Consider the following 22,471-nt stretch of genomic DNA (forward strand, 5'->3'; position numbering starts at 1 on the left):
CCTGGACTCGAGCTGGAAGAACTGCGCGATGCGCAGTTCTTCCACGGGCCGGTGGCAAGACCAGGAGGGGGGGTTGCACGCTGGCGACGGGCCTGTTGAATCGTCAGCGCCGCGGTCTTGATGGGCAGGGTCGTCGCTGGTCTTGCCTCGGCCTGTTCGATGAACTGCGCATCGCGCAGTTCATCGACCCCGGGTCCAGCGCTTGCGCTGGTCCAGGTCCAGGGGCGGACAGCCCCTGGTCGGGGTCCGGGGTGAAACCCCGGCGCTACGCTTTGCCCTGCCGGAGCCCGCGCAGGCAATGCTGGAGGCCCTGACGCAGGGTTGCGTGCGTCACGATGCCGCCGAGGTCCACGCCGAGCGTCACCATCGTCTGCGCGACACTCGGCCGGATGCCCGTGATGATGCCTTCCGCGCCGAGCAGCTGCACCGCGCGCAGCAGGTCGAGCATGTAGCCTGCCGTGGCTGTGTCCACGGCCTCGACGCCCGTCAGATCCAGCAAAACGAACTGGGATGCCTTGTTCACCACCTCGGCGAGCAGGTTCGTCATCACCATGGCTGCGCGCGTCGAATCGACCACGCCGAGCAGCGGCAATGCCAGCACCTTGTCCCAGACCTCGATGATGGGCGTCGACAGCTCGCTGATCACGCGCTGCTGGCGTTCGATCGTCGTGAGCCTCTCGCGCAGCTCCTGCTCGGCGTGCCGGGCCTCGGTGACGTCCATCGACACGAGCGAGACGAGCTCGACCTCGCCGGCTGCGTTTTTCAGCGGAAAGCACCAGTTCTGCCAGATGATGCCTCCGTACTCCCAGGAGACCTGCACGATCTCGCCGTTGAACGCGCGCTCGACGTAGGGCGCGCATGCGTGCTCGCCGAAGACCTCGTGGAAGCTCTGCCCGACGAACTGCCCGTCCTGGAGACCCAGTCCTTCGAGGGCTTTGCCTTCGTAATAGATGATGTAGCCTGCCTGATCGACGGCCCACATGGCCACGGGCGCCGTCGACAGGAGCACGCGCAGGATGGCCAGGCGCCGCGCGACGTCCGGATCCTTTCGACCATCGATGATCCCGTCGCCGAGGAAGGCGGTGGGCTCGCGGCGCAACAACTGGGGTGCGCGCAAGTGACCGGTCGCGGGATCGACGACATAAAGCGAGAGCGCGAACCCACGCTCCACGATCGTGTTTGCTTGCTCCTCCGAAAGTCCGAACGCCAAGCATGCGGCGAGCAGCCGCTCGCGCGGCGCGGGACCATGGGCATGGAGCAGTTTCGCGACTGCGGCCGCGTATGCCGCCGCCTGAATGTCCGTCATCGTGCCAAGTTGCCCCAACTGCCCGCGTGAAATCAACGCGCTCCCGCGTGTCCGAGGAGGCTTTCGTGCCCTTTTCCCACCCGCCACGTGTGGCAGGTCTCAATCCCGCTTGGATTCCGGGCTTTCCACGTGTGGCAGCGCCGTATGCCGAACGGGGAGGATTACGTACACACGTGTCACATGATTGACGGCGTCCTCGCGAATGTCCTGCCACGCTGTGCAGATGCCTGCGGAGGTCGGGGGCGGGCGGTGACACATGTGGCAGGCCCGGGACGAGGTCGGCTCGGTCGGGGTGCCACGTGGGGAAGGTGGCTCGGGAGCGCGGCGGATGCGGGTGAACCAGAGGGTACCCGGGAGGGGAGGTCGGCGAGGGCGGGTTCCACGTGTGTCGGCCGGGGATCGGGCTCAGAGGCAGTGAATGGACAGCTTCACCGCCAGCAGGCGTCCAGCGTCGTCGTTTACCGCATTCATGAACGGCCAATCCAGCCCAGGAGAAGAGGGCTGGCCCGAATGGCGGCTACGGTCCAGCTCGATGCCCCGCTGCTGCGGCTGCTTTACGTCTAGCCTGCCTGGCGCCTCGACCAGCATTTTCACGAACAGCGGTGGCGGTACCCCCGGGTTGGTAGTGCGTAACAATTCCGACATGTGCGACGCGCGGGAGCCTGGCATGCTCGCTCGAATGTGACGCGCAGGCGCCACGCAGAAGCTCGAATGACGAGGGCATCCGCAGGCTTTTCGCGCTCCCGACGCAATATAACCAAGCGAGATTTGCCATGACCATCCAGAGCGTTATTTGCCATCTGTCCGCGCTGACCTTCGCCGCCGCCACGCTGGGCGCTGCTTCCGTGGCCCAGGCCGAACCCTTAATCCAGGGTCGTTGTGCCAACGACGTGCTCTCGCCCGACCAGGCGCGCCTGCGCCTCGAATGGGCGCGCGCCTGCGGCGTCCCCCATCACGTCGGGGCATTCGACACCGGACTGGCGTCGGCGAACAATGCCGGCTACCTCTGGGAGTACATCGAGACATTCGATTTCTGGGGGAAGAACGCGTACTCCGGCATCTCCAGCGGCAATCAGATCAACGACACGTTCGTCCGCAACCAGTACTACAACGGGCCGACGTACCAGTTCACCGTGAACGGGTACAAGAAGTGGGCGCGGACGAACCTCCTGCCGCAGCCCATGTACCCCACGTTCGGAAACACCGCTGACATCAACACCGCGACGCCGCTCTACCCGCACCCGACGCTCGCGGATTGCCGGCTCTACTTCGACAAGAAGGGGCAGCTGCCGATCCCTGTGGGGGGCAGCTTCTACGTGAACGCCTATTGCGCATCGGGCTGCTACACGCCCGACCAGAAGGTGCTCTTCCCCGATGGGGAGAAACCCATCCTCGACGCGATGAACGAGGTCGTTCCGAAAATGATGACTCTCTCCACGGGCTCCACGCTGGAGAGCCCCGAGCTCGTGCGCAACGAGGTCTACAGCTACACGAGCGAGCTGCACGATGGCACGCACGTGATCTTCGTCCTCAAGACGGCCTCCGGCGGCGAGCTGCGCGTCACGGACAAGCACCCCGTCATCGACGGGCGCGGCAAGGTCGTCGAGGCCCGCTCGCTCAAGGTGGGTAACAACCTCATTCGCCCCGACGGCAGCTTCGACCCCATCGTCTCCGTGGAGAAGACGCTGCACAGGGGCAAGGTCTACAACATTCGTCCGGCGACGGAGGACCGCGTGTCGAACGTGCTCGTGGCGCAGGGCTACCTGGTTGGCTCCTCGCGTTACCAGAACGAGGATGCCGATTACATGAACCGGGTGATCCTCGGCCGTGCCATTCCCAAGGACGTCCTCCCGGGCGTCGAGCCCTGACGAACCCACCGCGCGGACGCCGCCACGTCCGGAGGGGAGGGGCGGCGTCCGCGCGAACGAGCGCGTCCACCCCACCACCAGCGGCGCCGGCAACGACCGGGGTTGTTTGTGCGGACAATTCCGACATGTGCGACGCGCGGGAGCCTGGCATGCTCGCTCGAATGTGACGCGCAGGCGCCACGCGGAAGCGCGAATGACGAGAGCATACGCAGGCTTTTCGCGCTCCCGACGCAATGCAAGCAAGCGAGGTTTGCCATGAGCATCCAGACGGTTATTCGCCATCTGTCCGCGCTGACCTTCGCCGTCGCCACGCTGGGCGCTGCTTCCGTGGCCCAGGCCGAACTCGTTCTCCAGGCCTGTTGTGCCCACGACCCGCTCCGCCCCGACGAGGCGCGCAAGCGCCTCGAATGGGCGCGCGCCTGCGGTGTGCCCAACCACGTCGAGGTTATCGATACCGCACTGCCGTCGGCGAACGGTGCCGGCAACCTCGTGGAGTACATCGAGACATTCGATCTCTGGGGGAAGAACGCGTACTCCGGCATCTCCAACGGCAATGAGATCAACGACACGTTCGTCCGCAACCAGTACTACAACGGGGCGACGAGCCAGTTCATCGTGAACGGGTTCAAGAAGTGGACGCGGACGAACCTCCTGCCGCGGCCCGCGTACCCCACGTTCGGAAACGCCGCTGACGTCAACACCGCGAAGCCGCTCTTCCCGCACCCGACACTCGCGGATTGCCGGCTCTACTTCGACAAGAACGGGCAGCATCCGCTCCCTGTCGGGGACAGCTTCTACGTGAACGCCTATTGCATATCGACTTGCTACACGCCCGACCAGAAGGTGCTCTTCCCCGATGGGGAGAAACCCATCCTCGACGCGATGAACGAGCTCGTTCCGAAAATGATGACCCTCTCCACGGGCTCCACGCTGGAGAGCCCCGAGCTCGTGCCCAACGAGGTCTACAGCTACACGCGCGAGCTGCACGATGGCACGCACGTGATCTTCGTCCTCAAGACGGCCTCCGGCGGCGAGCTACGCGTCACGGACAAGCACCCCGTCATCGACGGGCGCGGCAAGGTCGTCGAGGCCCGCTCGCTCAAGGTGGGTAACAAACTCATTCGCCCCGACGGCAGCTTCGACCCCATCGTGTCCGTGGAGAAGACGCTGCACAGGGGCAAACTCTACAACATTCGTCCGGTGACGGAGGACCGCGTGTCGAACGTGCTCGTGACGCAGGGCTACCTGGTTGGCTCCTCGCATTACCAGAACGAGGATGTCGATTACATGAACCGGGTGCTCCTCGGCCGCGCCATTCCCAAGGTCGTCCTCCCGGGCATCAGGCCCTGACGAACCCACCGCGCTGACGCCGCCACGTCCGGAGGGGAGGGGCGGCGTCGGCGCGACCGTCCTGTGCCCTGCCAGATGAAGGAGGACTCCAGCATGACGTCGAAGGTGGCCGGCGTCTGCTCTCGCCCGTCGGTTACGTCGCGATTTCAGCGCGTGAGCGGGACGTCCCCGGAGACGCCCCATTTCCTCTGGAACGAGCTCGACCAGCCGCTCGACGACGTGAGCGCGTTCCACGTCCCGTCAGAGGGCCGGAAGAACAGAAGCTCCGCCTTTCCGTCGCCGTCGAGGTCCGCGCCCGCGAGAGGCGTGTCGGTCGATGCACCCCAGATCTTCACGAGGGAGCTCTGCCAGTTGCTCGTCGACGTACGGATCGTCCACGTCCCGTCGGAGGGGCGGAAGACCGCCATGTCGGCCTGCCCATCGCCGTCGTAATCCGCGCCGGGGACGGCCACATCGCCCACGTTGCCCACGATCCCCTGAATGGCGCTCTGCCAGTTGCTCGACGATGTGAGCACGTTCATCGTCCGGTTCCCGGGCCGGAAAATCACGAAATCGGCCTTCCGATCGCCGTCATAATCGGCGCCCGCGAGCGGCACGTCGCCGTTGATGCCCCATTTCCTCTGGAGCATGCTCTGCCAGCTCGTCGCCGATGTGAGGACCGAGAAATTCGCCGTCGCGGGATCCCATATCGAGATGTCCGCCTTGCCATCGCCGTCGAAATCCGCGCCCGCGAGGGCCATGACCCCGCTCGCGCCGAGCTTCCGTGTGATCGCGTTCTGCCAGTCGCTCGACGACGTGAGGATGGTGAACGTCCTGTCCGAGGGGCGGAATGCGGTCATGTCGGCGCGGCCATCGCCGTCGAAATCGGCCCCGCCGAGGCCCTGATCCCCGACCTGCCCGATCGTCCGAAAGGTCGCGGACTCGAAGCCGCCCGAGGAGCGCAGCACGTTCATCGTGCGGTTGCCGGGACGGAACACGACGATCTCTGCGCGGCGATCGTCGTCAAAATCGGCGGGCGACGTGGGCCGGTTCAGGAAGTCCTCGAAGACCACCTTGCGGTGCGGCAGGAACACGGTCGTGAGGGCGGGCGAGATGGGGAATCGATTGCCTTCGGGACCCGCCTCCTGGAACTCGGAGACGTGGACGAACCCGAGCGAAGAAGGCCAGGTCAGGCCTCCGCCGAGGTTCGTCCCATTGGAGAGCTGGTGGCAGCCGCCGCAGGAGAGCGCCTCGGCGCGGGCGACGATCTGCGTCGGCGTGAGGTTGCTGCCGAGGGCCAAAAGCTTCGCCTGAATGGCGGTCCCGAAGGCACCGCCGCCGCCGAACTGTGCGGTGTAATCGTTCGCGCTCGGCGCCTGGGAGACGCTGTCGCCAGCGTTGAAGATGTCGGGTACCTGGTACACGAAAAGGTTGATGTCGGGCACGGCGAGGCTCTCGAGCTGCGAGACGAAGTGGTCCTGGAATGCCTGCCGGCGCGGCTCGATTGAGTTCGGGCCGAAGAGGGCGCCGAAAGGGTTCACCTTGTCCGTGACGGGGACGAACTTCAGCGCGCACCCCGCGGCGGGGCAGGATTTCTGAAGCGCGAACTCGCGCAGGGACCAGGGGCCCTGCATGAACTGGTTCGTGCGCACCTGGCCCGTGGGGCGCCTGAGGCCCGTGTTGCCGTAGTTGTCCACGTGGATCACGGGCGAGACGCCGGGGAGCCCGTCGAAATAGAAGTCATGGAGCAGGGCGGCGCGCGAGGCGACATTGCTGTTGCTCGAGAGATCCCTCCAGAAATTCGCCACGGGCCGGCACCCCTCGAGGCCGATCTCGGGACGCGGGTTGGGCAGGACGGCCTCGAAGTTGACGAGGTTGCGCCCGCCCCCGGAGGTCCGGGCGAAGATCACCCGGTACTCGCCGCAATGCGCCCCGTTGGCCGGCGCGAGGTCGAAGCGGTTGAAGAGGCCGATCGCGGTGTAGTGTGTGATTTCCGTCGCCGGCGCGCTCGCCTGACCGCCCTCGGTGGTCCGGCACGGATAGGAGAAGCCATTCAGCGAGGTCTGCTTGTTCGTGATCTGGTCGTCGCAATGGGGGCCGCTCGTCGTTCCCGGCTTCGGGTTCTGCGTGTCCCACAACTGCTCGAAGAGCGACAGCCCGGTGACACCGGGCACGCCGCTCTGCGCCGCGAGCGCGTCGAGCACCGCCTGGAGCGTGAAACGCGAGGTGATCGCCACCTCGGTGACCGCGAGCGAGCGTCGGGCATCGATCGTCACCGGACCCGGGACCAGCGCAAGCTCCGCGACCCCGATGCCCCCGCGATCGGAGCGAGGGGGCCCTTCATCGCTTCCATCGTCGTGCCTGGTCTCCCCGCAGCCCGCGCCCCCGAGCGCGATGACGACGAGACCCGCGATGGTATCCCTCCGCATGATGAACCTCGCTTCCTCAGGAGATCTGCGATCCCATGTCAATGCGCGACGCGGCGGAAGAAGAGGTCCTCCTTCCCAGCTCCGGGGCCGAGGAGCTCACCTTCGACATGGCCCGCGATGACGATGCCGCCGCAGCCGTCCGGGGCGAGCGCCGAGACGTGCTCGCGCGCCGTCGTGCTTGCCTGCCATGTCCTCACCTGCGCTCCCTGCGCATCGAATACCAGGACAAACGGCTCCTCCGCGCCGCTCCCGCCTCCCCCGGGAAGCAGGCTCCCCGGGCTCATCCCGGAGACGTACACCTGACCGTCGGGCCCGACGTCGAGGGATGTCACCCAATCGGATGCGGCGGAGCCAGCCTGCGCGGCCCAGAGCGTTTTGCCCGTGTCGGGCGCGAGCTTCAGGACGAACGCGTCCTGCTGTCCGAAGCTCTGCTTGCCCAGCGTGAGGAAGCTCGAGCCCGCGACGATCAGCTCACCGGCGGGCGAGAGCACGACGCCGGCCACCCAGTCGAGTGTTGATTTCGAGAGGATCTTCTTCCACACGACGGTGCCGGCCGCGTCGAGCCTCTCGACGAAGACACCCTGGCCAGGCCCGCCCACCGCCACGCCCGTGACGAAGAGCGCCCCGCTACCGTCCTGCGCCGCGGCCACGCCCGTGAAGGAATCCGGGGCCGGGGTCTCTGCCTGCCACCAATTGATCTTCTTCATTCCCCCCGCAGGAATTACCGCAAACCGGCCCCAAAAGCTGTCCTCCACGGACTCGACGTAATTCGAGGGGACGTACACGTCGTCATAGCCCGCGACCACCACGTCGCCGCCCGGGAGTAAGGCGAGCGCGGTCGGGTGCTGCGGTCGTTTGGAGCCCGCCTGCGTCAAACCAAGGAGCTTTCCTTCCGTATCGAGCGCGACGACAAAGAGGTCGAATTTCCCGGCGTTCTTCTGTCCCCTGAACGCGCCGCTCGTGCGCCCGACGACGAACACCCGGCCGCGCGCGGTGTCGACGACCACGCGCTCGGCGGTGTCGGTGCCCGCCGTGTTGAAGATCCGCCGCCAGAGCTGCGTGCCGGTCGGCGAGCGTTTCTCCACGAAGCCCCGGGAGTCGCCGTCGGGCTCGATGTTCGTCACGCCCGAGAGCCCCTGCTCAAAGCCGACGAGGTAAACGTTCTGCTTGTCGTCCCGGGTCATTCCCAGGATTCGATCGTCGAGCGGGGTGCCCCTCTGCTCGTCGACGGCCCACGGCGTGCAGGAGGTCTCGCCGCCTCCGCCAGCGCCGCCTCCGCCGGTCCCGCCGCCAGCGCCTCCTTCGCCGGCCCCGCCGCCAGCGCCGCCTCCGCCAGTCCCGCCGCCAGCGCCGCCTCCGCCGGTCCCGCCCCCGGCGCCGCCTCCGCCGGTCCCGCCCCCGGCGCCGCCTTCGCCGGTCCCGCCGCCAGCGCCGCCGCCAGCACCGCCCGTCGCGTCCAAGTTGGTACGATTGCAGCCGGCGAGCACGCTGCCGAGCGAAAGCGCCACCACGAGCAGAGCCCGCGCGCTCAAGGACGCACCTCCGTCGCGAGCGAGAGCTCGTTCTTCCGCCGTTGCGCAATCGAATTCGCGATGAAATCGATCAGCGCCTCGAGCCGCGTCCCCTTCGCCGCCTGCACCACGCCCGCGGCGCGCTCCGGCGCGTGGTCGAACAGCAATGCATAGAGTTCCATCTTGTTCGTGGCGATGGAGAGGCGCATGTCCGTGCCCATTTCTTCGGTGAAGTTGTCCGCCAGGAGGATCTGCTCGATCGTGTCGAGCAACGCCTCGTGCGAGGGGTTCTCGCCCCACACGAGCGCTTCGCGCAGGTAATCGATCTTCACCATGCGCGTCATGTTTCCCTGGAGCGTCTCCCTCGTCTCGCCAGGATGGAGGAGACCCTGCTTCACCTCGGCGTACATCGTCTGGTCGGAGAGCAGCTTCTCGTATTGCTTGCGGCTCTCGCGATCCAGCAGAACGTGCTCGTAGTAATAGAGGAACGTGCCGACGTTCTTGTCCTTGTCCACGATGTTCCTGAGCAGGTCGCCGAGGGGGTTGTCATCCCATTCGTCGCTGGACGGCGTGGCCGGCTCCTCATCCTGCGTCGCAGTCTCCGCAGGCGCCTCCAGCGACAGGCGAGGGGCGGTCGGCGCGACTTCCCGGTCGATCACGGGATTCGTCTCGTGGCCCTGGATCGCGACGGTCGCGTGCGGCGTGTGCGCCGCGATTTCGCCCCGCCGGAGTAGGAACAACCCGCCGAGCGCGCCAAGCGCGAGCGCGGCGACTGCCCTTGTTCGCTTGGATTTGCGCTTCGCGCAGGGGGGCCGCCTGGAAGCATTTTTCGACGTCATGCTGGAGTCCTCCTTCAATCTGGCAGGGCACGGGACGGTCGCGCGGACGCCGCCTCTCCCCTCCGGGCGTGGCGGCGTCCGCGCGGTGGATTCGTCAGGGCCTGACGCCCGGGAGGACGATCTTGGGAATGGCACGGCCGAGGATCACCCGGTTCATGTAATCGACATCCTCGTTCTGGTAACGCGAGGAGCCAACCAGGTAGCCCTGCGCCACGAGCACGTTCGACACGCGGTCGCTCGTCACCGGACGAATGTTGTAGACCTTGCCCCTGTGCAGCGTCTTCTCCACGGAGACGATGGGGTCGAAGCTGCCGTCGGGGCGAATGAGGTTGTTACCCACCTTGAGCGAGCGGGCCTCGACGACTTTGCCGCGCCCGTCGATGACGGGGTGCTTGTCCGTCACGCGCAGCTCGCCGCCGGAGGCCGTCTTGAGGACGAAAATCACGTGCGTGCCATCGTGCAGTTCGCGCGTGTAGCTGTAGACCTCGTTGCGCACGAGCTCGGGGCTCTCCAGCGTGGAGCCCGTGGAGAGGGTCATCATTTTCGGAGCGAGCTCGTTCATCGCGTCGAGGATGGGCTTCTCCCCATCGGGAAAGAGCACCTTCTGGTCGGGCGTGTAGCAGCTCGCTACGCAATAGCCGTTCACGAAGAAGGTGCTCCCGACAGGGATCGGCTGCTGCCCGTTCGTGTCGGAGTAGAGCCGGCAATCCGCGAGTGTCGGGTGCGGGAAGAGCGCCTTCGCGGTGTTGATGTCATGGGTGTTTCCGAACGTGGGGTACGCGGGCCGCGGCAGGTGCTTGTCGTTCGTCCGCGTCCACTTCTTGAACCCGTTCACGATGGACTGGCTCGTCGGCCCGTTGAAGTACTGGTTGCGGACGAATGTGTCGTTGATCTGATTGCCGTTGGAGATGCCGGAGTACGCGTTCAGCCCCCAGAAATCGATTGTCTCGATGTAGTCAATGAGGTCGCCGGCGCCGTTCGCCGACGGCAGTCCGGTGTTGATAGGCGGCGCGACGAAGTTGGGCACACCGCAGGCGCGCGCCCATTCGAGGCGCGTGCGCGCCTGTTCGATCGAGAGCGAGTCGTTGGAACAACGAGCCTGGAGAACGGGTTCGGCCTGGGCCACGGAAGCAGCGCCCAGCGTGGCGACGGCGAAGGTCAGCGCGGACAGATGGCAAATAACCGTCTGGATGCTCATGGCAAACCTCGCTTGCTTGCATTGCGTCGGGAGCGCGGAACGCCTGCGTATGCTCTCGTCATTCGCGCTTCCGCGTGGCGCCTGCGCGTCACATTCGAGCGAGCATGCCAGGCCCCCGCGCGTCGCACATGTCGGAATTGTCCGCACAAGCAACCCCGGTCGTTGCCGGCGCCGCCGGTGGGGGGGTTGCCGCCGCCGCCCCTGTTGGTGGACGTGCTCGTCGACGCGTCGGCTGGACGTAAAACAGCCGCCGCGGCTGGATATCAAACAGGATCGTGTAGCCTCGGGCCTGCCCAAGACGTCTCTTTCCCGGCTCGAAGCGACGCGCGACGTCCGGCTCCTTTCGAGCATCGATGATTCCGTCGCCGAGGAAGGCGTTGGGCTCGCGGTACGCGAGTTGGGCGCGCGCAAGCTGCCGCTTTCGTGCCCTTTTCCCACCTGCCACACGTGGCAGGTCTCGATCCCGCGCGGGCGCCGGGCCTGCCACGTGTGGCGGCGCCGCAAACCGAGCGAGTCGGATGGTGTACACACGTGTCACGTGACGAAGACGTCCTCGCGGGTGTCCTGCCACGCCGTGCAGTCGCCTGCGGAGGTCAGGGGCGGGCGGTGACACACGTGGCAGGCCCAGAACGAGCTCGGCTCGGCGGGGTGACACGTGGGGAAGGTGGCTCGGGAGCGCGGCGGATGCGGGTGAACCAGGGGGGACCCGGGCGGGGAGGTCGGCGAGGGCGGGTTTTACGTGTGTCGGCTGGGAATCGGGCTCAGAGGGTGTTCCACAGGCGTCGCGCCGGGGCGCTGCCCCGGACCCCGCGGGGGCTGTTCGCCCCTCGACCCGAACCAGGGCAAGCCCTGGACTCGAGTTGGAAGAACTGCGCGATGCGCAGTTCTTCCACGGGCCGGTGGCAAGACCGTCGAGCTTGGTCTCACGCACGGCCAGCGTTGCCGGTCGAAACGTCAACGTCGCTGTCTTGGTCGGCAGGGTCGCTTGCGGTCTTGACCTGGCCTGTTCGATGAACTGCGCATCGCGCAGTTCATCGACCCCGGGTCCAGCGCTTGCGCTGGTCCGGGTCCAGGGGTGGACAACCCCTGGTGGGGCCTGGGGCAACGCCCCAGCGCAGCGTCTCGTGAGCCTTCTAGCCGCCGCTGCTCCGCTCGGGAATCACGCCGCCGAACGTGCCGTCGCGCCGGCGCCTGAGCCCCATCCGATCGAACCACTGACCGACCGATTCGAATAACCCGGGGCGCGCGACACGGAGCACCTCGGCTGGGCCGTTCACGTCGGTGCGCACGTGCAGGATCTCGATTCCCTGCTCCTGCCACGAACGAAGGATCGGCGCGAGATCGGCGGCTGGGTGATCCGCCTCGCGCTGGACGAGCGCGGCCCTCCGGATGCCCGCGCGGGCGAGCGTCTTCACCGAGGGGAAATCATTCGGGAAGACGAACGAGCGATTGTCGTATTTGCCCGGTTCGAGCAGTACGCCTTTCCCCATCCGCCGCTGGTCGAGCAGGAACGCCGGCGGCGCGTCTTGCGCGAGCCCCGAGAGGCTCGACGCCGCGTCCACGAGACTTTGCATCGTCTCGGCGTAAGCGATGACGCCCTCGGGCGCGGGAATGGCATTGTACAAAGGCACGGGGCGGAATCCGTGCCGGCCGAGCGCCGCGCCGACGCGCACCCCCGCGGCTCCCGGCAGGTCCAGGATCACGGCGGTGTCCTGCCGTCGCGGCGCGCTGCGATAGGTATGCTCCCCGCCCGGCGCGGCCTGCGCATGCGCATGGATCGGCGCGACGATACGCGCCTCGATCCACGAGGGCGGGGAGGGCAGGGCCTTCGGCTCCGGATCCTCGACGAGATACGCGAAGAGGACGGGCTTGACCCACGCGCTCCACGTGGCGTCGTCGGGCGCCCACAGCCGGTGCACCTCTTCTCGTTTCATGGCCTCTCCTCCGCGATGAGCACGGCGACGTCCGTCGCCCCGGCGTCGATGAAAGGTTTTTCCGTCACCCGGCCATACGCACCCGCCGCGCGACCGTCGACGGTGTAGACGCCGATGCACGGGAGCATCGGTCCGAGCGGCGTTTCGAGCGGGACCGTGACGAACTTTCGCTGCGCCACCCAGCCGGACGGCGCGAGGGAGACACGGAGGGCGAGGTTTGCCCATTCGAGAGCCGTCATGTGCGGACGCATCGATACCGTGTCGCCGGTGTTGCAATAAGCCGATTTGAGGATCCATCCGTCGTCCCGGAGCCAGGGCGCGTCCCTGGGATCACGGGTCTCGGGGAGCAGGCGCCGCCACGTATCGAGGCGCGCGCCGAGCTCGTCCCAGACGAGCGGGAGCCGCTTGCTTTCGCTGAGCGCCGCGGTCCCCGGATTGGAGACCGGGGTCCGGCCGCCGACGAAGAGCGGCTCCCAATCGACGGCGCGCGGCAGGCGCGGAAGCCATTCCGCCTGGTAAAACCGTACGAGGGCCCCGAGCGGCCCGTGATACTCCGCCGAAATCAGGTGCGCCCGCCCGTCGTGGAAGCGGACGTGCGCCGGCGAGGCGCAAAACGCCGCGGCGCCACGATCCCGGAGCTGCTTCGCGAGGTGCGTGACGACCTGATGATCCTCCATGAACCCGGGCGCGGAGAGGAGCGCAATCGCGCCTTCGTCACGGGCTCGGCCGAGCAGCGCGTCGACGAGGCGTTTCGTCGGGTCGCCGGCCGCGCGGGTCCCGGGGAAACACCCGGCCACGAGGGCCGTGAAGTGCGTCGCCTCGGTGAAGCCACCCGGCACGTCGCTGTTGACCTCGGAGATGCGCCATCCTTCCGTGGTGAAATGAAAATCGAAGCGCATCACCCGCGCCGCGGACGGGGTGGGGCGTGCGGCCGCGGCGCGGCGGAAGAGGCGCTGGAGCGCGGGGGGCAACCAAATGCGGCGCTGGAGGGCCGGACGGTCGAGGATCTCCCGCTCGGCCGCGAGCGTCTCACGCGTCAGGCGCTCGGCGAGGCCTCCGAGATGCGCCCAGGTGGCCTCGTCGAGGAAGAGCGGGAAGGGCGCGAGGGCGGTGGTGTCGCCGACCTGCACGTCCCATTTGAAGCAGGCGAGCTCCATCGTGCGACGGAGCTCGCGAAACACGGCAGGAGCGAGCGCGGGGCCCGCGCGGAGGGGAGCACGCGCCTTCGGATCTTCGGCACGCGTCGCGCGGGTCATCAATCGCCGAGGAGATCGAGGTAAGGACCGTCGTAGATGCCCGAATCGGCGAGATACTCGAAGCGGCCGCTTTCGAGCGCATCCGCGTACCGCTCGAGCAGCGTGGCGAGGTCGGCGCTGCCGGTCGTGAAGGGCCCGCCCGCGACCTCCCACTTGATGACCTGCCCGACGCGGCCTGCGCGGCCCGGCGCGAGGTCGATGCAGTAGAGATTGCCGCAGCCGTCCTCGGCGATGGGAATCCAGGCCTCGTGCCACTTCACCGGTTTTACGCGCGGGCGACTTTGCTCGAAGACCTCGTGGTCGTCGAACGTCCCCTTCTTGCGCAGGGATTCGAGCCCGGCGCGCATCTTCCTCGACGCGGCTGCGCCCAGGCCGGCATACTCGAAAATCGGCAGGCCATCATGGACCTTCCACATCGCCACGAGCTCGGGCGGGAGCGGCTTGCCGAGGGCCTTCGCGAGCGCCTGCACGGAGGCATCACGGACCGGTGGGCGAAGCGCCTCTTCGGATGCGTGTTTTTGCAACCAGGCCGCGACTCGCCGCGTCGCCGCCGCGGCCCGCTCGGGACGGTCGGAATCTTTCGGAGAAGCCATCCGCGCCCCGTACGCCAACTCCGCGGCTGCGACAAGCGCCTGACGCCGAGGAACTTGGTTCCCGCCCCCGGCTGGGTCATCCTCCCCGCCGCCATGCGCGCCCACGTCCTTGCGATGCTGCTCCCTGTCGCCGTCCTCCTCCCGGCCTGCGCCGGCTACACGTCCGAGGCACGGCGCGCGGAGATCGCAGGCGAGATCTCGAAGACGAATCTCGAGAGCCGCGGGCGCGCCCTCGCGGCGACGCTGCGCGCGCATGGCGCCACGGCCCTCTCCGTCGAGGACGAGCCCCTCATCGCGCCCGACCTCGATCGATGCTTCTCCGGGTATCGCAATGTCAATCCCACGCCGCTGGAGACGATCGAGCTCGAGCGCGGCGGAGGCCGTAAGCTCACCGCGCCTTGCCGCGCCTTCGCTGATGGTCTTCACACCGGGGCCGCCGAGGCCACGACGGACGACGCAAACCACGTGCTCGTCGTCCGCTCGCGGAACGACCGCGAGGTCTATCCACTCGCCACCACCGCCGATGGAAAACTCCTCGTGCTCCGGCCGCAGCTCAGGGTCGTCGAGCGGCGCGTCATCCGCGTGCCGGGCACCTGCAATCGGATGCCAGGCAGACCTCCCCTCTTCACGACGATCGAGAGCGTCTACGTGCTCGAAGGACGTCGCGCCGATACGGTCGAATACGTGGACGTCCCCTACGACGGCCTCGACGAGGACGTGCACTGTGACGAATACGTGTATTGACGCGCCACGCCATGGCTTGGCTGGTAAGCCCATTGCCCACGCCAGGCCGGCTGTCGCCGCGCGTTCACGTGAAGCACCCCCTCCGACGTTTACACAGCGGACGAGCGGCGTGGTCCGAGAGATGGGGTGTCACCTCGAATCGCCGGGCGCGCAAAGAAAGCTTCCCCATGGCAGGGGCCTTGCTTAAGCTCATGTACTTGCCTTCCTCGGCAAAGGAGACCTTCCATGCGTAAAAGCGGTATCCTCGGGCTCTTGGGCCTTGCCATCGGCCTCACGACGGCGCTCCCCGCGAGCGCGGGCGTCGACCAGTGCGGCAACATCCGTTTCGAGGGGCTTTCGAACTGCGAGGTGCGCGTCACGGCCCAGTGCACGGCCGGGTGCAGCGAGCTCGGCATCTACAAGACGGCGTGCGCCACGAAGCTCGTTCAGGTCTGCGGCAACCAATGCACGTTCTCGGCGGACGCAACCTGCACGGACGACTGCACCGTGCAGTGCAAGTCCGACTGCGACAACGGCGTCAACGTCATCTGCTCCCACAACTGCTTCGAAGAATGCACGACGAGGCGCGACACCGAGTGCGCGGCCAAACCCGACCCGGCGCAGTGCGCCGCGACGTGGGACGCGAACTGCGACAACGAGTGCGACGCCAAATGCGTGACGGTGGACGGCGGCTGCTATCAGCACTGTATCGAGTGCTGCGGTGGCTCGTGCACGGCCGACGCCAACATGAACTGCCAGTACAGCTGCCAGGACGTCGAGTTCGAGCAGTGCGAGCAGGAGTTCCGTGCGAACTGCGAGGCCTCCTGCAGCGGCGACGGAGCGCTCTTCTGCGACGGCGAGTACATCATCTCCGGCTCGCAGGTGCCGGCCTGCCTGCAGGCGCTCGCCGCGCAAGGCATCGAGGTGAAGGCCGAGGCAAGCGTGAGCATCGGCCCCGACGGCATCAATGGCAACATTGCCGCGGGCGTCTGCTCCTACAGCCCGGGCGACAAGGCCACCGTCATCGGGCCGTTCGCGTTGTTCGCCGCGGCCACGGCCGGCTTCCTCTCGCGGCGCCGCAAGCGCGATTCGCGTTCGTCGCGGTGATCCCATGACCGTGCGGCCGACCCCCCTTTCGTGTTTCGTGCTGCTCGTCCTTTCCCTCGCTGGTTGTGCCGATGAGGAATCGAGCACGGAGGTGGTGGTCGGCCTCACGACCAACATGGCCGTTGGTTTCGATTTTTATGAGCTCGATCGGACCCTGAAGGTCGACGGCGTCGCCCTGCAAAGCGAGCATCTTTCGTATGGCGCGGGGAGTTTGCTCCTCCCGGCGGAGCTTCGGGTTCCGACGGCGGAGGACGGCGCCACGATCGAGCTGTCCCTCACGGCAAAACGTATTGGCGAGGACACCCCCGTCGTGACGCGCGAGGCAAGGACGCGCGTGCTCGGCGGGCAATCGCTGCTCTTGCCCGTCTCCCTGGACGAGGCGTGCGCCTTGGTCTCGTGCGCGGCGAATTCGACCTGTGTGCGAGGCGCGTGCGTCGATCCCTTCCTCGACCCGTCGTCCCTCGCGGCCTACGATCCGGCGTGGATCCATTCGGCGGACGATGCGTGCAAGACGGCGTCGTCGGGGGATCCGGCCATCGTGGTCGGGCAGGGGCAAATGGCGTTCGCCACGCTCACGGAGAGCGAGGTGGTGCCGATCGAGCAGGGCCCGCAAGGAGGCCACCACGTGTGGCTCGCGCTCCGCGTGACGGGCCTCCGCCAGATGGGCTCGAAGCTCAAGGTGAGCGGGTTCTATCCCGATCTCGAATACAAGCTGCCTCCGTTCTCCTCGCAGGTCACGCTCCGCAAAGCAGGCGACCATTGCGAGATGTACGGGATCCGGTTCCAGGTGGACCGAGGCATCGCGGTCGAGACCGTCCGGGGCCTTCCACTCGACATCGATCTCGTCCTGACGGACCCGACCGGCGATACCGCGACGGCCCGAACGCAGGTCGTCATCGCGCCCTCATGACACAAGAATCCCTCATGAGAACGGAGAGCGAACGAGCCGAACGACGCAAGCGGTGGGGCGACCGCGTGCCCGTATGTGTCGTCTTCATTGGGCTACCCGGGGCCGGAAAGTCGACGTTCTTCCGGGCGCGGTTCGTCGACACGCACATCCGCATCAACGGCGACATGCTCCGCACGGCGGCCCGCGAGCGGCTGCTCGTCGACGCTTGCCTGCAAGGCGGCACGAGCTTCGTCGTCGACAAGACCAACGTCTCCCGCGCCGAACGAGCGAGGTACATCCAATCCGCGCTCGAAGCGGGATTTTTCGTGCACGGGTATTTTTTCGAGAGCCGGAAGGACGTCTGCCTCGATCGCAATGCGAAGCGCCCGCCCCACGAGCGCGTGCCGGACGTGGCCGTGCTCGGAATGCGGTCGAGGATGGAGCTACCCTCGCGGGAGGAGGGATTCGACGAGCTCTTTTTCGTGCGCGGGGTGGAGGGGACGTGGTTCGTGGAGGCGTATCGCGAGGGAACGTGACACGCGCCCCGCGTGCGTCACGCGAGCGCGAACCAGGAGAAGCCCACGACCGAGTGATACCCCATCGCCTCGTAGACCGGATATCCCATGTCCGTCGCGTGCAGCACCGTGCGATGCAGGCCCGTCGCGGCTTGTGCCTCCGCCAGCGAGCGGCGCATCACGGCGTCGCCATACCCCTTTCGACGGTGCTCGGGGTGCGTCGCCACCCACGCGACGTACAGACGCCCATCGACGGGCGACGTCAGCGTGCAACTGACGGGCTCTCCGTTCACGAAGCCGACGTGCCCGTAAAAGTCATCATCCCAGTAGAAGTCTCGCGCGATGGCCTCGCGGCCAAGCTCGATCGGCATTCCGTACGAGATCATATTCAGATCGGAGAGCGCATTTCGCGTCTCCTGGTCGCGCACACGCCGGATCTCGAGCTCGGCAGGGAGGGGCCTCTGCGGAGGAAGGAGCACGTCGGTCACCATTCCTTTCGTGCCGAGCTGCCTTGTGAGACCCAGCCCCGAAAGTACCTCCTCTGCATCCTTGGGATCCCCGAGCCACGGGTCACACGCCGAGAAGAGCCAGGGCGCCCCGCTCGCCTTGCCGTACTCGATGGCCATGCGGCACCGCTTCGCGAGGTCGTCCCGGTCACGCACGGGCGAGGAGAGATGAATCAGGTTGACGAAGGTCATCGGCGTGCCCGAGAGGGTGACCGTGATCCCGGGCAACGCCTCGACCTTCGCGTCGGGGAACTTGCCGGCGAAGATGCTCCATATCCGGATCATCTGATCAACCGACTCCACAATCTCGTCGTTTCGTTCGTGCTGGCTCATGGGTAAGGTGCGGGCAGGTTATGCTGTCGTCGCGCCGCGCGTCAATGATCCTGGAACGGGGTGGAAGATTGCCGTGAGCTTGTCCTCGGCTTGATCGCAAAGTTGGCGCAGGGTTCGTTGGAACAAAAGGCACGCCTCGGTGTCGAGGCGCGCCATGAACATTCTCCGCATGGCTCTTCTGTGTTTCCTGACCCTCCCCGCCTGCTCCAGTGACACGGGGAGAAACGTCTTTTCCAGCGGTGGCGGCTTCGAGGGCGGCGAGGGCGGCGCCGGGGGTGGTGCCGCTTCGAGTTCGTCGAGCGCGAGCTCCGGCAGCGGCGACGGAGGTGGTGCCTCGTGTGGCCCCTCCCTGGGGTTGCTCTCGTTTCACGGCGTGCGCACGACCTCGTTCGATAACACGACGGCCATGGTCTCGGGGACGTACAGCAACCCGAACGACAGCACGCTCTCCGCGTACTGGGAGGCCGACGGAATGCTGCAGCTCCACGCCGAGAATGCGGATTGGGAGGTGGAGCTGAGTCTCCAGCTCGGGGCGAACATCGATCCGCCTTTGACGATCACCCCGGTGAGCTTCCCGCATTCCGTGTACGGAGCGTGCTTCAGCAGTGGCATCGGAATGGGAAATTCGTATTGCGCTGACGACGCCTTCGAGGTGACGGTGGACAGCCTGGAGTGCAATCACATCCAGGGCTCGTTCAAGGGCAGGGCCATATCCCTCAACGACCTCTATTTCCTCGACGTCGATATGGGCACGTTCGACGTGCCGATCGGTTCGATGCCTTGATGGGCGAGACCCGTCCCCGACATCACGTTTGGTTGCAGCACAAAACGAACGTGCCGCATGCTTTTGCCCGGGCCCGGCAAGATGCTATTGAAGAGGGATGCGAGCCATTCTCCTCCTCGGTTGTCTTCTGGTCACTTCAATGACCACCGGCTGCGTCGCTACGGTGCGTGGCGGTGCATACGCGCGCGATGACGATCGTTGGGACAGGAACCGGTCCCGCACGACCACGTACCGATCGACGTCCTCGCGTCCGAGCGCGTCCCGTCCGAGCACCCCACGTCCCTATGCCAGTCGCGCCAGCGACGATGATTGCCCCCCGGGGCACCGCTGGTCCGACGGCCGCTGCCACGACACCGGCAAGGGACACGATCCCAACAAGCATCGTGGCCATGGCAAGGCCAAGAAGAAGTAGCGACGAAAAGGACGAGGCCGATCTCGTTCACGAGCTCGAAGCGCGGCTTCTCGAGATCACGAACGACGGGGACGTGCGGAGCTCGACCTAGAGCATCGACCGGTTCGATGCTCGGAAGATCGCGAAGCGATCTTCCCTCGGGGGGTGAATCGGCCGGGCTTTGCCCGGACGAGAGGGGGACGCGAGGCGTCCCCCTCGGGACAAAAGAGCTAGGACATCGAGCGGTTGCAAACCGACCGATGTCCTAGCGCGCGCGCCGGACGAGGAACGTGACGCCCCAGAACAGGAGCGCGCCCGGCAGACCTCCCACGAAGATCGGCAGCAAAAGCTCGATCGTCAACGGCGCGGGCCGGCGTTCGAGGTACCACGCGACCGCCGGGAGCGAGCCGAGCGAGACGGCCACGAGCGCGATACAAAAGCCGAGGCGCGCGAGCGCCGTGCGGCCATGCACGAGCCCCGCAACGAGCCCGAACAGCGCAGCCACGACGATGGCCGGGGCGAGCGCGTCGGGATCGCCGAACCAATCTTCGAGCCAGCCCGCGCGGATCACGGCCCCGGCCACGCCGCCGCCGGCCGCAATGCCGAAATTCCTCGCCGCACGCAGGCTCTCGGGGTCCGCGTGGTTGTCATCCATGGCGGCGCGGATCTCGGCGCGCGCGGCGTCGACCATTTCGCGCGGTTCACGCCCTTCGCGGCGCAGCATGTACGCGGCGAGGACGAACATCAGGACGAGCGCCGGAACCTCGGTCACGATGAACGTGAGGCCGGCGGCCGCAAGCGGATGCTGCGCGGGATTTTCGCCGAGCTTGGCTGCGAGGAACACCGCGTAGGGACCGGTTCCGGTCGCGACCCAGTGTACCGTGAGCGCCAGCGCCCCGGCGCAGAGGAGGCCACCCGTGATCCGGGCCCGAAGCGGGAGCGTATGCTGCACGGCGTGGATGTATCCTAAGGTTTTTTGATCGGCTTCTGGGTCTCGCAATCCACCTGCTCGACCCAAGGCGGATTCGCGGCGTGTGTGATCGAGCAGGTCCCGTCTTCGTTGCGCGAAAAACCTTCCTTCACGCTCCCGAGGTTCGGCACATAGATGTCGTCGTTCGGGTCCGGCTTGGCGGGCTCCTGCGCCGCTCCGCCGCACCCCGCGGAGATCGTGACCACGAACGCGGCTGCGAGCCGCGGAGCTTTCTTGTGTCTCATCCTGCCGAGTAGATGCGAGCCCCGCCGCCCCGTCAAGCAGACGAAACGCGCGTCGCCACGACGAACCTTCGCGTGAACGGAAACGGCGTGCCGTAAGGCCGGGCAGGGTAGTCCGATTGCAGGAGCGGACGGAGCGTATCGAGGAAGGCGGCACCTTCCTCGGGCCCGAGCGCGGTCACGATGGGGCGCAGCGTGGTGCCGAGCAACCATTGCAAGACCGCGTTCTCGCCGGGCAACACGTGCAGGTACGTCGTATCCCACGCCTCGACCGTGAACCCGAGGCCGACGAGGTGATCCAGATAAAAAGCCAGGGGCTCGGCGTGCCCTCGGCGCACGTCACGGAGCGCGCTTGCGAAGCGGGGCAGGGCGCGGACCTCTTCCACGCACCGATGCGAAGGCGCCTCGAAATTCGCGGGGATCTGAAAGGCCAGCGTCCCGCCCGGGGAGAGCAGGCCCGCGAGGTGCGCGAGCAGGGCGGCGTGGTCGTCGAGCCAATGGATGGCCGCATTCGAGAAGAGCACGGAGGCGGGCCCGGGCAAGGGGACACGCGCGAGGTCAGCCTGGAGGAACCGGACGCGCGAGGACGCGTGTTTCGTCTGCGCGTCGGCGAGCATGGCCGCGGAGCTGTCCACGCCGAGGATCTCGGCTTCGGGCCAGCGCTCGGCCAGGGCGAGCGTCAGGTCGCCCGTGCCGCAACCGAGATCGACGACCCGCGCGGGGGCCAATGCGTTCACCTGGGCGAGCAAATCGAAGAACGGTCTGCGTCGCGCTTCGCGGAACAGGCTGTATTGCTTCGGATCCCACATGGAACACGGGTCACGTAACACGACCTCGCCGCGGTCGCATGCAGGATCTTTCGCGACGTGGCCCTGCGACTGCTACCTTGGCCGCGCCATGAAGTTCGACGATCTCGAAGCGAAGATGCGGATCTACGAGACCGCGCACGATCACCAGGTCCTTCCGGGGATCTACATGGTCGCGCGCCTCGACGGCCGCGGCTTCACCAAGCTCGTCCGCGAGCGCAAGCCGTTCGAGGCGCCGTTCGACGTCCGCGTCCGCGACATGATGGTCGAGACGACCAAGCACCTCATGGACTGCGGATTCCCGGTGGTCTACGGCTACACGCAAAGCGACGAGATCTCCCTCCTGTTTCGCCGCGACACGGACGTGTTCGGCCGCAAGCTGCGCAAGTACGAGTCGATCCTGGCCGGGGAGGCGAGCGCCAGGTTCGCCCGGCTCCTCGACGATCACGCGGTCTTCGACGCGCGCATCTCGCAGCTCCCCACCGAGCAGGACGTGGTCGATTACTTCCGCTGGCGGCACGAGGACGCGCATCGGAATGCGCTCGGCGGGCATTGCTACTGGCTGCTCCGATCGCAGGGGCTCACGGATCGCGCGGCGACACGGCAACTCGAAGGGCAGTCGATAGCGGATCGGAACGAGCTCTTGTTCCAGAACGGGATCCAGTTCAACAATCTGCCGGCGTGGCAAAAACGCGGCGTGGGGCTTTATTACCGCGACGTGGAGCACGTCGGCCGCGACGGGCGTGACGGAAGCCCCGTGGTCACGACGCGGCGCCGGATCCACATCGATTTCGAGTTGCCGCTGGGGCTTTCGTACACGGCGTTCGTTCGGCAGCGGATCGAGGAGGCGACGCCGGCAAAGGCGGTCCGCGACGACGAGGCGTCAGGCTGATGGAGCACGACGCTTACGTTCGTCGCTTGACAGCCGGGCGCGGAGAGCGG

21 protein-coding genes are annotated in these 22,471 nt (G+C 66.8%); 8 read left to right on the forward strand and 13 right to left on the reverse strand.

Annotation, left to right across the window (positions count from 1 at the left end; genetic code table 11):
* Window positions 1–265: 265 nt before the first annotated feature.
* Together KEG57_RS41300 and KEG57_RS41305 are read right to left on the reverse strand one after the other, a co-directional pair.
* Window positions 266–1,306 (reverse strand): STAS domain-containing protein, encoded by a 1,041-nt coding sequence (locus KEG57_RS41300; protein WP_272428771.1) that lies wholly within the window; start codon window positions 1,304–1,306, stop codon window positions 266–268.
* Between the two features lie 405 nt (window positions 1,307–1,711).
* Window positions 1,712–1,900 carry a hypothetical protein gene (locus tag KEG57_RS41305; protein ID WP_272428769.1) on the reverse strand — a complete coding sequence of 63 codons (189 nt, stop codon included), beginning with the start codon at window positions 1,898–1,900 and terminating at the stop codon, window positions 1,712–1,714.
* Window positions 1,901–2,079: 179 nt separating this feature from the next.
* Here KEG57_RS41305 and KEG57_RS41310 point away from each other — a divergent pair, with 179 nt between their 5' ends.
* The gene (locus tag KEG57_RS41310; RefSeq protein ID WP_272428767.1) at window positions 2,080–3,174 is read left to right on the forward strand and encodes a Hint domain-containing protein; all 1,095 of its coding nucleotides are present in this window, start codon (window positions 2,080–2,082) and stop codon (window positions 3,172–3,174) included.
* A 255-nt stretch (window positions 3,175–3,429) separates the two neighbouring features.
* A complete protein-coding gene (locus tag KEG57_RS41315) occupies window positions 3,430–4,524 on the forward strand; it encodes a Hint domain-containing protein (RefSeq protein ID WP_272428764.1) in 1,095 nt (364 codons plus the stop codon).
* 146 nt (window positions 4,525–4,670) lie between these two features.
* Here the strand turns inward: KEG57_RS41315 and KEG57_RS41320 are convergent, their stop codons facing one another.
* The 7 genes from KEG57_RS41320 to KEG57_RS41350 form a co-directional block, all read right to left on the reverse strand.
* Window positions 4,671–6,932, reverse strand: coding sequence for an FG-GAP repeat domain-containing protein (locus tag KEG57_RS41320; protein WP_272428762.1), 2,262 nt, complete (start codon window positions 6,930–6,932; stop codon window positions 4,671–4,673).
* A gap of 38 nt (window positions 6,933–6,970) precedes the next feature.
* Window positions 6,971–8,464, reverse strand: coding sequence for a hypothetical protein (locus KEG57_RS41325; protein WP_272459521.1), 1,494 nt, complete (start codon window positions 8,462–8,464; stop codon window positions 6,971–6,973).
* A complete protein-coding gene (locus tag KEG57_RS41330; protein WP_272428759.1) occupies window positions 8,461–9,282 on the reverse strand; it encodes a hypothetical protein in 822 nt (273 codons plus the stop codon). Before KEG57_RS41330 ends, KEG57_RS41325 begins: the two co-directional genes overlap by 4 nt.
* A 94-nt stretch (window positions 9,283–9,376) precedes the next feature.
* Entirely contained in the window at window positions 9,377–10,480 is a 1,104-nt protein-coding gene (locus KEG57_RS41335; RefSeq protein ID WP_272428757.1) for a Hint domain-containing protein, read from the reverse strand.
* 1,133 nt (window positions 10,481–11,613) lie between these two features.
* The gene (locus KEG57_RS41340) at window positions 11,614–12,414 is read right to left on the reverse strand and encodes a hypothetical protein (RefSeq protein ID WP_272427316.1); all 801 of its coding nucleotides are present in this window, start codon (window positions 12,412–12,414) and stop codon (window positions 11,614–11,616) included.
* Window positions 12,411–13,670 (reverse strand): glutathionylspermidine synthase family protein, encoded by a 1,260-nt coding sequence (locus KEG57_RS41345; protein ID WP_272427317.1) that lies wholly within the window; start codon window positions 13,668–13,670, stop codon window positions 12,411–12,413. The genes KEG57_RS41340 and KEG57_RS41345 overlap by 4 nt, the downstream gene beginning before the upstream one ends.
* A complete protein-coding gene (locus KEG57_RS41350; protein WP_272427318.1) occupies window positions 13,670–14,263 on the reverse strand; it encodes an SMI1/KNR4 family protein in 594 nt (197 codons plus the stop codon). Before KEG57_RS41350 ends, KEG57_RS41345 begins: the two co-directional genes overlap by 1 nt.
* A 93-nt stretch (window positions 14,264–14,356) precedes the next feature.
* Here KEG57_RS41350 and KEG57_RS41355 point away from each other — a divergent pair, with 93 nt between their 5' ends.
* From KEG57_RS41355 to KEG57_RS41370, 4 genes are all read left to right on the forward strand, one after another.
* Window positions 14,357–15,007, forward strand: coding sequence for a hypothetical protein (locus tag KEG57_RS41355; protein WP_272427319.1), 651 nt, complete (start codon window positions 14,357–14,359; stop codon window positions 15,005–15,007).
* 225 nt (window positions 15,008–15,232) lie between these two features.
* The gene (locus KEG57_RS41360) at window positions 15,233–16,093 is read left to right on the forward strand and encodes a hypothetical protein (protein ID WP_272427320.1); all 861 of its coding nucleotides are present in this window, start codon (window positions 15,233–15,235) and stop codon (window positions 16,091–16,093) included.
* Between the two features lie 4 nt (window positions 16,094–16,097).
* The gene (locus KEG57_RS41365; protein WP_272427321.1) at window positions 16,098–17,003 is read left to right on the forward strand and encodes a hypothetical protein; all 906 of its coding nucleotides are present in this window, start codon (window positions 16,098–16,100) and stop codon (window positions 17,001–17,003) included.
* Between the two features lie 14 nt (window positions 17,004–17,017).
* Complete coding sequence (locus KEG57_RS41370; RefSeq protein ID WP_272427323.1) at window positions 17,018–17,518, forward strand: AAA family ATPase; 501 nt, start codon at window positions 17,018–17,020, stop codon at window positions 17,516–17,518.
* Window positions 17,519–17,535: 17 nt separating this feature from the next.
* Here KEG57_RS41370 and KEG57_RS41375 read toward each other — a convergent pair whose 3' ends face one another.
* Window positions 17,536–18,336, reverse strand: coding sequence for a GNAT family N-acetyltransferase (locus KEG57_RS41375; RefSeq protein WP_272427324.1), 801 nt, complete (start codon window positions 18,334–18,336; stop codon window positions 17,536–17,538).
* A gap of 154 nt (window positions 18,337–18,490) precedes the next feature.
* On the opposite strand from KEG57_RS41375, the gene KEG57_RS41380 reads away from it, so the two are divergent.
* Window positions 18,491–19,120 carry a hypothetical protein gene (locus KEG57_RS41380; RefSeq protein ID WP_272427326.1) on the forward strand — a complete coding sequence of 210 codons (630 nt, stop codon included), beginning with the start codon at window positions 18,491–18,493 and terminating at the stop codon, window positions 19,118–19,120.
* Window positions 19,121–19,776: 656 nt separating this feature from the next.
* Here KEG57_RS41380 and KEG57_RS41385 read toward each other — a convergent pair.
* Genes KEG57_RS41385 through KEG57_RS41395 form a run of 3 tightly spaced genes read right to left on the reverse strand, consistent with a single transcriptional unit; the run spans window position 19,777 to window position 21,532 of the window.
* Entirely contained in the window at window positions 19,777–20,463 is a 687-nt protein-coding gene (locus KEG57_RS41385) for a hypothetical protein (protein WP_272427328.1), read from the reverse strand.
* Between the two features lie 14 nt (window positions 20,464–20,477).
* A complete protein-coding gene (locus KEG57_RS41390; protein ID WP_272427329.1) occupies window positions 20,478–20,726 on the reverse strand; it encodes a hypothetical protein in 249 nt (82 codons plus the stop codon).
* 32 nt (window positions 20,727–20,758) lie between these two features.
* On the reverse strand, window positions 20,759–21,532 hold the full coding sequence (locus KEG57_RS41395) for a methyltransferase domain-containing protein (RefSeq protein WP_272427330.1): 774 nt from the start codon (window positions 21,530–21,532) through the stop codon (window positions 20,759–20,761).
* A gap of 88 nt (window positions 21,533–21,620) precedes the next feature.
* Between KEG57_RS41395 and KEG57_RS41400 the strand changes: the two genes are divergently transcribed.
* A complete protein-coding gene (locus tag KEG57_RS41400; RefSeq protein ID WP_272427332.1) occupies window positions 21,621–22,421 on the forward strand; it encodes a tRNA(His) guanylyltransferase Thg1 family protein in 801 nt (266 codons plus the stop codon).
* The last annotated feature ends 50 nt before the right edge of the window (window positions 22,422–22,471 follow it).

This window comes from Polyangium jinanense, from assembly GCF_028435365.1.